The organism is Streptomyces sp. Qhu_M48 (assembly GCF_051305195.1).
GTDB lineage: Bacteria > Actinomycetota > Actinomycetes > Streptomycetales > Streptomycetaceae > Streptomyces.
Genome location: NZ_CP195432.1, coordinates 7,346,651 through 7,359,085 on the forward strand (window position 1 = coordinate 7,346,651; position 12,435 = coordinate 7,359,085).

A 12,435-nucleotide genomic window follows, 5' to 3' on the forward strand; every position below is an offset into this window, starting at 1 on the left:
GGCAAACGGGGGTGCGTTGTCGGCAGGGGCCACTACGTTGGAGGGGAGACCGGGTGGCCGGGAGGGCGGAGTTCGGATGGCGATGGACACACCACCGCGCTGGGACCGCAGGATGCAGCAGCGGCTGGCGCGCGGCGAGGCCGCCGCGCTCGGCGAGCTGTACGACCGGTTCGCCGCCCTCGTGCACAGCCTCGCCCACCGGGTCCTCGACGACGACGACGCGGCCGACCAGATCACCCGTGAGGTCTTCGGCTACATCTGGGAGAACCCCGACGCGTACGACCCCAAGCAGGGGAACCTGCGCTCCTGGGTCGCCAAGCTGACCCAGCGGCAGGCCGTCCACCGGCTGCGGCAGGCCGAGGCGACGGCGTACGCGGAGACCGGCCGGGGTTCCGTGGAGGAGCTGGAGCAGAAGGTGCGCCGGGCGTCGATCGCGGCCCGCGCCGACTACATCGTGACCTCGATGCCGACCCCGCTGCGGGCCGCGCTCGAACTGGCGTACTTCCAGCGCCGGGACTACCGCCAGACCGCCGCCGACCTCGGCGTCACCGAGGACGAGGCGCGGCGGCGCCTCCGCCTCGGACTCCAGCTGCTCTCCTCCGCGAACCGGGCGGCCGAGGGCGGCGCCCCGCCGGGCTACGGGCGGACGTTGTGACCGGGGCGAACGACGACGACGGGAACGGCGTCGCACGCGCCCCGTGGATACCGGGGCCGCGGCGGGCGGCCGACGACCACGCGGACCTGACGGCGGACCCGACCTCGGACCCGACGGCGGACCCGACGGCGGAGGCGTACGGGGACGAGCCGTACGAGGGGGAGACGGAGGAGACGTCGGGGGTGGAACCCGGGCCGGAGGCGGCGGACCCGGTGCCGGTCCTCACCCACAGGGTGCTCAAGTCCCTCCTCGGGGCGTGGGCACTCTCGGCGTGTTCGGCCGGGGAGACCCAGGCCGTCGAGGACCACCTGACGAACTGCGCGCCGTGCGCGGACGAGGCCCTGCGGCTCCGGGACGCCGTGGCACTGCTCCACGAGGACCGCGACCTGGACCTCGACCCGCTGCTGCGGTCCCGGGTCCTGGAGAACTGTCTGGGCCGCCGCCCGGCCCGCATCCCCGTGCCCGCCTGGGTCACGCCGTACGACGCGGAGACCGCGCGGCTCGACGCGCTGCTCCGGGACATCGGCGAGTCCGAGTGGCACGCGCCCGTGCGGCTCAAGTGGTACGAGGAGGACCGGATCGTCCGCCGGAAGGCGACGGTCGCCGCGGTCATCGGTCATCTGCTCGCCGTGGACGGCCTCGTGTCGTCGGCGCTCGGACTCGACGACCCGCTGGGCCGGGGCACGCCGGAACTGTCGCCCTCGGAGCGGACGGAGGCGTTCTGGTCGAGCCAGGACCGGCCGCCGAACCGGACGCTGCGGGGTCCGTGGCGGGAGCACAGCCACACCCTGATCCGTACGGTCTCGTTCGCGGGCCGAGGGATCGCGGACCTGACCGTCACGTACAAGGACTTCGCACTGCCGCTCCGGGACTCCCTGCTGGAGCGGGCCTTCGAGTGCTGGCTGCACGCGGACGACATCGCGAACGCGGTGGCGTACCCGTACGCGCCGCCGAGCGGCGCGCACCTCCACGACATGATCGACCTGGCGGCGAGGCTGCTTCCCGCGGCCCTCGCGAACCGCCGGCGCACGGGCCTCGCGTCCCCGGCCCGCCGGCTGGTCACGGCGGGCGCGCCGGGCCGCTCACTGCACCTGGAGGTGGAGGGCGCGGGCGGCGGCAACTGGTACATCGCGCTCGACTCGCCGGCGGCGGTCGGCTCGCCGGATCTGGCGGTGGCGCAGGTGGCGATGGACGGGGTCGAGTTCTGCCGGCTGGTGGCGGGCCACATCTCCCCGGAGGAAGCGGCGGCGGGTCAGGACGGCGACCGCGAGGCCATCAGGGACGTCCTGTCGGCGGCGGCGTCCCTGAGCCGCCTGTAGACCTCGGGCGGGGTCAGGCGAAGACGACCGTGCGGCGGCCGTTGAGGAGGATGCGGTGTTCCGCGTGCCACTTCACCGCGCGGGCCAGCGCCTGGCACTCCACGTCGCGGCCGATCGCGACCAGCTGGTCGGGGGTGACCTCGTGGCCGACCCGCTCGACCTCCTGCTCGATGATCGGGCCCTCGTCGAGGTCGGCCGTCACGTAGTGGGCGGTGGCGCCGATGAGCTTCACGCCGCGCGTGTGCGCCTGGTGGTAGGGCTTGGCGCCCTTGAAGCTCGGCAGGAAGGAGTGGTGGATGTTGATGATCCGGCCGGAGAGCTGCTTGCAGAGGTCGTCGGAGAGGACCTGCATGTAGCGGGCGAGGACGACCAGCTCGACGTCCTGTTCGCGGACGAGCTCCAGGAGCTCCGCCTCGGCGTCGGCCTTGGTGTCCTTGGTGACCGGGATGTGGCGGAACGGCAGCCCGTAGGAGCCGACGAGTTCCTCGAAGTCGGTGTGGTTGGAGACGACCGCGACGATCTCGACCGGCAGCGCGCCGATCCGCGAGCGGAACAGCAGGTCGTTCAGGCAGTGGCCGAACTTCGACACCATGAGGACGACCCGCATGCGCTCGTCGGCGCGGTTGATCTGCCAGTCCATGACGAAGGAGTCGCCGACCGCGGCGAAGCTGGCCCGCAGCTTGTCGACGTTCACGGGGGCCTCGGCCGAGAAGTGGACCCGCATGAAGAAGAGCCCGGTGTCCCGGTCTCCGAACTGCTGACTGTCCTCGATGTTGCAGCCGGTGATGAAGAGGTAGCTCGACACGGCGTGCACGATGCCCTGCTTGTCCGGGCACGAGAGGGTGAGGACGTACTGGTCGGTCATCCCGTCAGCCTGCCACATCCGGGCAGCCGGGGTGACCGGCCGTCCGTCAGGCGGAACGGTCGGGGGCGGTTCACGACCCGGTCATGAGGTGCAGCACGCCGAGGGAGCGCGGCGGTGTGTCCGGGTCCTCGCCGTCGGCGTGGGCGAGGCGGACGTGTGCCTCGCGGGCGGCGCGTACGGCCTCGGGCCAGCCGGGGTGCTGGAGGTAGGCGGAGACGGGGGCGTCGGGTCCGACCTGGTGCATGATGCGGAGCACCCGGAGGACGGCGACGTCGACGAGGGCGGCCTCGCCGGTGTCGCGGAAGATCGAGCCGACGTATTTCTCGGCGGACCAGTTGTCGAGCCAGGTGTCCTCGACCAGGCGGTAGACGGCGTCGGTGACGTCGCCGTACCCGTCCAGGCCGGCGAGCCAGGTCGTCTGGTGGAAGTCGGGATCGGAGAGCATGTGCAGCGCCGAGCGCACGTTGCTGCGCCAGCGCCACCACGGCATGTCGTTGAGCGGCATGCCGCCCATGGTGGAGGAGCGACGGCCGCGACGGGAAGAGTTCACCGAACCGGAGACTGGACTGGACACGTTCCGATCGTACGTTCCCTTGTCCGGTAACCGGAGTCGCCCCCTCGCGGCCCCCGTAATTCACTTTCACGTCACCCACCGTTGAACCGTCCTCACTGCCGCGTTACCCATGAGGCGGAAATGTGCATGCCCATGACCGGTAGGCGACTGACCTCACTCCTCGCGTACGTCACGACCGCGGCGACCGGAGCCTCGTTGCTCACCGGTTGTGGTGTGCTCCCTGGGGCCACGGGGGGCTCCAGGGAGCCCGTCACGGTGATGACGTGGGCTCCCGACCAGACCCGGGCCACCAACATGCCCGGAATGCCCGCCATGGCCCAGACCTTCGCGCGGTGGGTGAACGCCCGGGGCGGCATCGACGGACACGAACTGCGTGTCCTCACCTGCAACGAGCACAACACCAGCACCGGCGCCGCCGCCTGCGCCCGCCGGGCCGTCCGCGAGAAGGCGGTCGCGGTCGTCGGCTCGTACAGCCAGAACGGCCGCGCCTTCATGGCCCCCCTGGAGGCCGCCGGCATCCCGTACATCGGCGGCTACGGCATCTCGGAGGACGAGTTCACCAGCCCGCTCTCCTACCCCGTCAACGGCGGCCAGGCCTCCCTCATCGCCGGCCACGGCATGCAGCTCGCCGGCTCCTGCCGCACCGTCTCCCTCGTCCGCCCCGACACCCTCGCCGGGGACAAGCTGCCCGAGCTCCTCAACTCGGGCCTGCGCAAGGCGAGTCACCGCGGCGCGGTCGACATCCCGGCCGTCGAGGACGCCGCCGAGTACACCGCGCAGGCCGACCGGGCCCGCGAGAAGGCCGGCGACAGGAACGGCTGTGTCACCGCCGTGCTCGGCGAGCGCACCCAGACCTTCTTCGACTCCTTCCGCCGCCTCCCCGAGCGGGAGGACGACGGCGGCTCCGGCGGGAAGAAGGACGGCGTCCGGATCTCCTCCGTCCTCGGCAGCGTCGGCCAGCCCGTGATCGACCGCACCGGCGGCGCCCACAGCCCCTTCGAGGGCGCGTTCGTCACCGGCTGGTACCCGGAGGCGTCCGACAAGAGCTGGGCGCCGATGCGCGAGGTCATCCAGGAGCACGCGTTCGCCGACAACCGCGTCGACCCGGCCGACGCGGGCGTCCAGACCACATGGATCGCCTACACGGTCCTCAAGGACGTCGTCGAGGCGCTCGACACGGACACCGTCACGGCCGGTCAGATCGCCCACGCCCTCGACCGGGGCGAGCGGATCGACACCGGCGGCCTCACCCCGGCGCTGCGCTGGAAGTACGAGGACCTGCTCGGCGCCCCCGGCTTCCCCCGGATCGTCAACCACGAGGTGACGTTCCAGGTGGTCCGCAAGGGGCGGCTCGTGGCGCAGAAGCCCGGCTTCGTCGACGTCGGCGAGACCGTCCTCAGCGCCCCCTGAGCCCCTGACCCCCATGAGCCCCGGGGCGCTCCCTACAGCTGCGTGGGGCTGCGCTTCTCCAGGCCGTACTTCTCGGCGGTCGGGTTCCACAGCCCGGCCGCCTCACGCTTGGCCTTGGTGGCCTCGCCGCTCTGGGCGTTCGCCGCGGAGAGCTGGTTGGTCGAGCGGGCCTTGCCGCCCTTGCACGCCTTCTTGTCCTTCATCTGGACCGCCCAGGCCGCGTAGTGGTCGTCCGCGGAGGCCGAGGCCTTCCAGGCCCGGGTGAGGGCGGCCGTCAGCTCCGCGTTCTTCGGGAGCTTGTCGACCGACAGCGACTGGAGCTTGGTGACGAGACCCCGGCGCTGGTCGGCGGCGCCCCGCAGGTCGCTCGCCGCCTGGTCGAGGTTCTTGCACTGCTTGATGGCCTCGACCGAGCTGATCACCGTGTCACGGCTGTCGCTGCTGGTCGCGAGGAGCTTGCTCAGCTCCTTCGCCTGCGGCTCCGCCGGGTCTGCGGGCTCCTCGGCGGGCGCCTGACTGGAGGGCGCGGTGGAGCCGGCCACCACGCTCTCGCCGCTCTTCTCCGGGGTCTTCTTCTCGTCGCCGCCGCTGAGGAGCGCACCGGCGCCGAGCCCGACGACCGCGCAGCCGACGACGACGGCCGCGATCAGCGCCACCGGCGACCTGCGGCGGGGCGGCTCGGGTTCGGCCCCGTCGTCGTAGTAGGCGTCCTGGTAGGCGTACTGCTGCGGGGGCGGGGGCGGCTGGTGGCGCTGCTGCGGGGGCTGGTGCTGCTGCTGGTGCTGCTGGTACGGGGCCGGCGCGGGCTGCTGGTAGCCCTGCTGCCGCGGCGCCTGCGGCTGCTGCGGCGCCCGCGGGGCCTCCGTACGGAAGAGGTTGTCGAACTCGGCGGGCGGCTGCCGCTCACCGGGCTCCTGCGCCGGCACGGGAGCGATGTACTGGGTCGCGTCCGAGGCGCCCGCGGCACCGGGTCCCGGCTGCTGGAGCGGTCCCGTGCCGAGGAACTGGGTGTGCCCGCCCGCGCCCTGCCGCGGCGGCACCGGGGCGATGTGCTGCGTGGCCTGCATGTCCCCGGCGGGCGGCGGATACCCGTACCCGGGCTGCGGACCGGCGGCCGGCGGCGGGTACCCGTACCCCGGCTGCGGACCGGCGGCCGGCGGCGGGTACCCGTACCCCGGCTGCGGGCCCGACGGCGGCATCCCGCCCTGGGCCGGGGGTGTCGCGCCCGGCACCGGGGCCATGTGCTGGGTCGCCTGCAGGTCGGCGGCGCCCGGGGCGCCCGGCCCCGGGTAGCCGTAGCCCGGCTGCGGCGCGACCGGCGGCAGGTACTGGGTGGACTGCATGTCGGCGGAGCCGCCCGGCGCCGCCTCCGGAGGCAGGGGCTGCGCGGGCGGCAGCGGCTGCCCGCCCGGCGCGGCGCCGGCGGGACCCCAGGCGCCACCCCACGGCTGTGCTCCCCCTGGGGCGTCCTGCGCGGGGGGCGCCGCCGGGTACTGCGGCTCCGGACCCTGTCCGTTCTGCGTCACCGGGACTCCTACTGATGGACCTACGGAATCGTCGGCCCACGCTACCGGGTGCGCGCGGGGCTCCGCACACACGTGTGAGCCCGGTTACACAACCTCCGTGAACGGGCGCGGTCCCACCAGGGACTACGCCGCGTACAGCTCCATCCGCGCCCCGAACTCCCGCACCACCGCCTCCCCCGCGTACGGCTCCAAACGCTCCCTCAGGTCCTCCAGGTACTCCGCTCCCCGCGACGACCGCAGCGTGCCCAGGAGTTCGAGCGCCCGCGCCCCCGTCCGGCACGCCTGCTCGACCTCCCGCTGCTGGACCTGCGCCGAGGCGAGCAGGGCGAAACCGATCGCCCGGCGCCGCACCCGCGTCGCCGGGTGCCCGGCGATCGACTGCTCGGCCGCCCGCGCCGCCGCCTCCGCCTGCCCCAGGTCCCGGTGGCAGTGGGCCAGTTCGTCCGCGAGGTAGGCCTCGTCGAAGTGGGCGATCCACGCCGGGTCGTCGCCCGCCTCCGGATCGGCCCGCTCCAGGGCCCCCGCGGCCCGCCCGGCCGCCTCCTCGAAGGCGCGGACGTCCCCGAGGAGCGCGTGTCCGCGCGCCTCCGCCGCGAAGAACATCGCCTCCGCGCGCGGCGGCACCTTCCCGCGCGCCCCCTCCTGCGCCGCCCGCGCCAACTGGGCGATCTCCCGCGGGTTTCCGAGCTGCGCGGCGAGGTGACTCATCGAGGCGGCGAGCACATAACCGCCGTAGCCCCGGTCGCCCGCGGCCTGGGTGAGCCGCAGCGCCTGGATGTAGTACCGCTGGGCGAGCGCCGGTTCACCCGTGTCCACCGCCATGTACCCGGCGAGTTCGGTGAGTCGGGCGACCGCTCCGAAGAGCTGCCGGCCGACCGCCTCCCGGTAGGAGCCGGACAGCATCCCCGACACGACGCTGTTGAGGTAGTGGACGACCACCGGGCGCACGTGTCCGCTGCCGAACCGCCGGTCGAGGTCGACGAGCGCCGCCGTCATCTCCCGTACGGCCGCCACGTCCGCGACCCCGACCCGGGCCCCCGCCATCCGCGCCACGTGCGCGTCCGGCCCCGTGATCAGCCAGTCCCTGCTGGGCTCGACGAGCGCGGAGGCCGCCACCGTGGAGCCGGAGAGGAAGTCCCGGCGGCCGACGTCGCTGCGCCACAGCTCGCAGACCTGCTCGATCGCCCCGGGCACGGTCGGCGCGAACTGGAGCCCGACCCCGGCGGCGAGGTTGCGGCCGTTGGCCATGCCGACCTCGTCGATCGTGACCGTCCGGCCCAGTTTGCGGCCGAGCGCCTCGGCGATGATTCCCGGCGCGCGGCCGCGCGGCTGCTGCCCGCGCAGCCAGCGCGCCACCGACGTCTTGTCGTACCGCAGGTCGAGTCCGCGCTCCGCGCCGACCATGTTGACCCTGCGGGCGAGACCGGCGTTGGAGCAGCCGGACTGCTGGATGAGCGCCTGGAGCCGTTCGTTGAGCTGGCGCGGAACGAGTGGCCTGGCTGCCATGAGTAACCCCCTGAGGCCGAGCGGTGATCACGAGAAGAGATCACTGCCCGGTGAATATCCGGTCAATGCCGATGTGAACACGCGAAACCGGACACGTCAGCCGCGTCCTCGCCGCCGGCGCCCCCACCTGTGCGTACCCATCACCCGCTCCCCGGCCCCGTGCGCGCCCCCGCCCGTGCACCGATGCGCCCCGCATGCAGGATCGATGCGTCACACCGCTCGACGCCCTGGCCGTAACCCCAGGTGACGGGGGGAGTTGTGTTCACCGTGGAAGAGACCATGGGAGTCACGGACGCCGCACAGATCCCCCAGCAGCGAGGCGAGCAGCTGCTGGACAGCGCCGTGCGGTACGCGGAAGAGCGGCACTGGGACGTGTTTCCCGGGACCTGGCTGGAGGCCGTCGAGGGCAGGGAGCGGTGCTCCTGCGGCGCGGAGGCGTGTGCCGTGCCCGGCGCCCACGCGGTCAGGCCCGACTGGTCGACCCAGGCGACGGGCAGCGGGGTCGGGGCCCGGCGCATGTGGTCGAAGCAGCCGAAGGCGTCGATCCTGCTGCCGACGGGCCGCACCTTCGACGCGATCGAGGTGCCCGAGTCGGCCGGATTCCTGGCGCTCGCCCGCATGGAGCGGATGGAGCTGACGCTCGGCCCGGTGACCTGCACCCCGGACCGCCGGATGTTCTTCTTCGTCCTGCCGGGCGCCGCCACCAAGGTGCCGGATCTCGTCCGCAAGCTGGGCTGGGTCCCGGCCGCCATCGACCTCGTGACGCGCGGCGAGGGCCACTACGTGGCGGCCCCGCCCACCCGGATCGGCGGCTGCGGCGCCGTGCAGTGGGCCCGGCGTCCCACCCCGGCGAACCGCTGGCTCCCCGACGCGGAGGAGCTGATCAGCGCCCTGGCGTACGCGTGTGGCCGGGAAGCGGCGGAGGCGAGGAGCCGCACGTCCTGACCCTGAGGCGGCGGCAGGTCTCGCCCTTAGGGTGTCCCCGTACAGACGGGGACGACCTAGGGGGATGACGGACCATGCCTGACCAGGCATTCGAGGGAGCGTTCGACAAGGCGGGCGCCGCACCGGCGGACGGTGCGGTGCCCGCCGTGCGTGTCGAGGGTCTGTGGAAGAGATTCGGCCAGCAGATCGCGGTGAGCGGGATCGATCTGGTCCTGCCCGCGGGCAGGTTCATCGGGCTCGTCGGGCCCAACGGCGCGGGCAAGACCACCACCCTGTCGATGATCACGGGCCTGCTGCGCCCCGACCACGGGCGGATCCTGGTCGCCGGGCACGACGTGTGGGCCGACCCGGAGTCGGTCGCCCGGGTGAAGGCCAGGATCGGCATCCTGCCGGAGGGCCTGCGGCTCTTCGAGCGGCTCTCGGGCCGTGAACTCCTGGCGTACAGCGGACGGCTGCGGGGGCTGCCGGGCGCCGAGGTCGACAAGCGGGCCGCGCAGCTCCTCGACGTCCTCGACCTGACGAACTCGCGGAACAAGCTCGTCGTGGACTACTCGACCGGCATGCGGAAGAAGATCGGGCTCGCGGCGGCGCTGCTCCACAACCCCGAGGTCCTCTTCCTCGACGAGCCCTTCGAGGGCGTCGACCCGGTCTCCGCGCAGACCATCCGCGGAGTCCTGGAGCGGTACACCGCCTCCGGCGCCACCGTCGTCTTCTCCAGCCACGTCATGGAGCTGGTCGAGTCGCTCTGCGACTGGGTCGCCGTGATGGCGGCGGGCCAGATCCGGGCGCAGGGGCCGCTCGCCGAGGTGCGGGGCGACGCGCCCTCGCTCCAGGCCGCGTTCCTCGAACTGGTCGGCGCGAACGGGCGCGAGGCGGCCGGGGGCTCGCTGGACTGGCTGGGTGGCGGGGCCGGCGCCTCCGGTGGGGCCCAGCGATGAGTGCCGTGACGACGAACACCACCCCCACGACCGCACCCGCCGGGTCCGCGCCCTCCCTCACCTCCGTCTTCGTGCGGCTCAAACTGAGCCTGCTGCGCAACGGGCTGAGGCAGTCGGGCGGGCGGACCGCCGCGTACATCCTCACCATCGTCTTCGGCGTCGTCTTCGTCGCCGGCATGATGCTCGGCTTCGTCCTCATCCGGGGCAAGGCCGACGCCGACACCGTCGCGGTCCTCCTCGCCGGGTCGGTCGCGCTCGCGTGGACGGTGATGCCGCTGTTCGTCCCCAGCGGGGACGAGACCCTCGACCCCTCGCGGCTCGTGATGCTGCCGCTGCTGCCCCGGCCGCTGGTCCGGGCCCTGCTCGTGGCCTCGCTCGTCGGCATCGGGCCCGTCCTCACCCTCCTCCTGGCGTCCGGCGCGGCCCTGTCCGTCGCGCACGGCGCGGCCGGCACGGTCGTCGCCGTCCTCGCCGCGCCCCTCCTGACCGTCACCTGCGTGGCGCTGTCCCGGGCCGTGGCCGCCGCCAACATCCGGCTGCTCACCTCCCGCAAGGGCCGGGACCTGGCGCTGCTGAGCGGCCTTCTCATCGCCGTCGGCATGCAGCTCGTGAACTTCGCCGCCCAGCGCCTCGGGCAGCCCGGCGGGATGGACACGCTCGAACCGGCGGCGTCCGTCGTCGGCTGGCTGCCGCCGGCCGCCGCGATCGGCGCGGTCGACGCGGCGAGCGACGGCGAACACGCGGTGGCGGCGGCCCGGCTGCTGCTCACGACGGGCGCGCTCGCGGGGCTCGTGTACTGGTGGCGGCGGAGCCTGGTGCGGCTGATGGTCGAGCCGGACGGCTCCACGATCGGCGCGGCCTCCGACGCGGGCGTCCGTGACAGGTCCGGCGCCACGGGGCTGCTCGGCCGGATCCTGCCGGACGGGCGCACGGGCGCGGTGATGGAACGCAGCCTGCGGTACCTGTGGCGCGATCCGAAGACGAAGGCGTCGTGGGTGACCTCGCTCGCCCTCGGTCTGATCGTGCCGCTGTTCAACGCGTTCCAGGGCACGGGGTCGATCTACTGGGCGTGCTTCGCCTCCGGCATGCTCGGCATGCTGATGTACAACCAGTTCGGGCAGGACACGTCGGCGTTCTGGATGGTCGCGCAGACCCTGTCGACGACGGCCGACGCGTACGCCGAACTCCGGGCGCGGGCCCTGGCCCTGCTGGCCGTCACCCTGCCGTACGCGGTCCTCGTCACCGTCCTGACGACCGCCGTCCTCGGCGACTGGTCGCGGCTCGCCGAGGCCGTCGGCCTGGCGCTGGCCCTGCTCGGCGCGATGCTGGCGACGGGTGCGGTGGCCTCCGCGGTCTTCCCGTACTCGATCCCGCAGGACAGCGGCTACAAGAACGTGGTCCCGGGGCAGGCCGGTCTGGCCTGGATCTCGATCCTCGGCGGCATGCTCACGGCCCCGCTGCTGTGCGCGCCGCTGATCGGCGCGACGATCTGGTTCCACCTCTCCGACCGGCAGTCCCTGCTGTGGATCCTCCTCCCGGCGGGCACGCTCTACGGCGCGCTCCTCGTCTGGGCGAGTCTGAAGGTGGCGGCGCCCCGCACGGCGAAGCGCCTGCCGGAGATCCTGGCGGCGGTCAGCAAGGGCTAGCCCCGCCCACCTCGCACACGGCCGTGGGCCCCGGCGATCGCCGGGGCCCACGGCCGTTCGCGCGCGTCCCGACCGGTCAGCCGGTGAAGGCCTCCGGGCCGAAGCGGCCCCACACCACGAAGGCGATCAGGACGATGTAGACGAGATCCACCCCCACGAGCTTCGTCTCGTGCCGCCGGAGCCGGGTGATCGCCGCCCCCACCATGATGATCAGCAGCCCGACGGCGGCGAGGGGGACGAGCACCGGCGCGGTGCCGAGCAGGGCGGGCAGGACCAGGCCCAGGGCGGCCAGGACCTCAAGGGCGCCGATGGCCTTCACGCCTCCGGCGCTGAAGTCCTCGACCCACTGACCGCTCGGCCCGGCCGCCGCGATCTTCGCCTTGGGGGTGACCACCTTGTAGCCGCCGCCGGCCAGGTAGACGAGGGCGAGCAGTCCGGTGACGATCCACAGCGCGACGTTCATGGCACGTTCCCTCTCGGAGTCGTGGGGCTACGGGGTGCGGTGGTCGTCGTTACGCGAACTGTCCGGGCTGGTAGTCGCCGGCGGGCTGCTGGATGATGGCGTTGCCCCGGTTGAAGGCGTTGATGATGGCGATCGCGGCCACCAGGGCGGCGAGCTGCTCCTCGTCGTAGTGCTTGGCGGCGTTCGCCCAGGCCTCGTCCGAGACGCCGCCGCCGTCGGCGAGGCGGGTGCCCTGCTCGGCCAGTTCGAGGGCCGCGCGCTCGGCGTCGGTGAAGACGGTGGCCTCGCGCCAGGCGGCGACCAGGTGGAGGCGGACCGAGTCCTCGCCGGCGGCGAGGGCGTCCTTGGTGTGCATGTCGAGGCAGAAGCCGCACCCGTTGATCTGGCTGGCGCGGATCTTCACGAGCTCCTGCGTGGCGGCGGGCAGGGTCGAGCTCTCCAGGGCCTTGCCCGCGGCGATGATGTGCTTCCAGACCTTGCCGGCGATCGGGCTGGTGAACATGTTCATGCGAGCGCTCATGGCGAGTTCCTCCGTCGTGATCGTTGCGTACACACACAGGACGGAACGAGCGCGCCGGGATGTGACAC

General features: G+C 73.2%; 12 protein-coding genes. 6 read left to right on the top strand and 6 right to left on the bottom strand.

The genetic code is table 11. The features are described from left to right. The first annotated feature begins 76 nt into the window (after positions 1–76). Complete coding sequence (locus ACRRSS_RS32950; protein WP_435974654.1) at positions 77–655, top strand: sigma-70 family RNA polymerase sigma factor; 579 nt, start codon at positions 77–79, stop codon at positions 653–655. After that, positions 652–1,974, top strand: coding sequence for a maleylpyruvate isomerase N-terminal domain-containing protein (locus tag ACRRSS_RS32955; protein ID WP_435974655.1), 1,323 nt, complete (start codon positions 652–654; stop codon positions 1,972–1,974). The genes ACRRSS_RS32950 and ACRRSS_RS32955 overlap by 4 nt, the downstream gene beginning before the upstream one ends. Before the next feature lie 13 nt (positions 1,975–1,987). Here ACRRSS_RS32955 and purU read toward each other — a convergent pair whose 3' ends face one another. Together purU and ACRRSS_RS32965 are read right to left on the bottom strand one after the other, a co-directional pair. Beyond that, positions 1,988–2,839 (bottom strand): formyltetrahydrofolate deformylase, encoded by an 852-nt coding sequence (purU, locus tag ACRRSS_RS32960; RefSeq protein WP_435974656.1) that lies wholly within the window; start codon positions 2,837–2,839, stop codon positions 1,988–1,990. A gap of 70 nt (positions 2,840–2,909) precedes the next feature. Beyond that, positions 2,910–3,353 carry an SCO4402 family protein gene (locus tag ACRRSS_RS32965; protein WP_435975485.1) on the bottom strand — a complete coding sequence of 148 codons (444 nt, stop codon included), beginning with the start codon at positions 3,351–3,353 and terminating at the stop codon, positions 2,910–2,912. A 192-nt stretch (positions 3,354–3,545) separates the two neighbouring features. On the opposite strand from ACRRSS_RS32965, the gene ACRRSS_RS32970 reads away from it, so the two are divergent. Continuing rightward, a complete protein-coding gene (locus ACRRSS_RS32970; protein WP_435974657.1) occupies positions 3,546–4,823 on the top strand; it encodes an ABC transporter substrate-binding protein in 1,278 nt (425 codons plus the stop codon). 32 nt (positions 4,824–4,855) lie between these two features. Here ACRRSS_RS32970 and ACRRSS_RS32975 read toward each other — a convergent pair whose 3' ends face one another. Both ACRRSS_RS32975 and ACRRSS_RS32980 read right to left on the bottom strand, forming a co-directional pair. After that, positions 4,856–6,349: a hypothetical protein gene (locus ACRRSS_RS32975; RefSeq protein ID WP_435974658.1), complete on the bottom strand. Its 1,494-nt coding sequence runs from the start codon at positions 6,347–6,349 to the stop codon at positions 4,856–4,858. Between the two features lie 123 nt (positions 6,350–6,472). Beyond that, a complete protein-coding gene (locus ACRRSS_RS32980; protein WP_435974659.1) occupies positions 6,473–7,855 on the bottom strand; it encodes a transcriptional regulator in 1,383 nt (460 codons plus the stop codon). A gap of 279 nt (positions 7,856–8,134) precedes the next feature. Here ACRRSS_RS32980 and ACRRSS_RS32985 point away from each other — a divergent pair, with 279 nt between their 5' ends. From ACRRSS_RS32985 to ACRRSS_RS32995, 3 genes are all read left to right on the top strand, one after another. Next, entirely contained in the window at positions 8,135–8,800 is a 666-nt protein-coding gene (locus ACRRSS_RS32985; RefSeq protein ID WP_435974660.1) for a bifunctional DNA primase/polymerase, read from the top strand. A 74-nt stretch (positions 8,801–8,874) separates the two neighbouring features. Next, positions 8,875–9,738 carry an ABC transporter ATP-binding protein gene (locus ACRRSS_RS32990; protein WP_435974661.1) on the top strand — a complete coding sequence of 288 codons (864 nt, stop codon included), beginning with the start codon at positions 8,875–8,877 and terminating at the stop codon, positions 9,736–9,738. Continuing rightward, complete coding sequence (locus ACRRSS_RS32995) at positions 9,735–11,384, top strand: transporter (RefSeq protein WP_435974662.1); 1,650 nt, start codon at positions 9,735–9,737, stop codon at positions 11,382–11,384. Before ACRRSS_RS32990 ends, ACRRSS_RS32995 begins: the two co-directional genes overlap by 4 nt. Before the next feature lie 76 nt (positions 11,385–11,460). Here ACRRSS_RS32995 and ACRRSS_RS33000 read toward each other — a convergent pair whose 3' ends face one another. Both ACRRSS_RS33000 and ACRRSS_RS33005 read right to left on the bottom strand, forming a co-directional pair. Then, positions 11,461–11,847, bottom strand: coding sequence for a DoxX family protein (locus ACRRSS_RS33000; protein ID WP_435974663.1), 387 nt, complete (start codon positions 11,845–11,847; stop codon positions 11,461–11,463). A 49-nt stretch (positions 11,848–11,896) separates the two neighbouring features. Next, the gene (locus tag ACRRSS_RS33005) at positions 11,897–12,367 is read right to left on the bottom strand and encodes a carboxymuconolactone decarboxylase family protein (protein WP_435974664.1); all 471 of its coding nucleotides are present in this window, start codon (positions 12,365–12,367) and stop codon (positions 11,897–11,899) included. Positions 12,368–12,435: the final 68 nt, after the last annotated feature.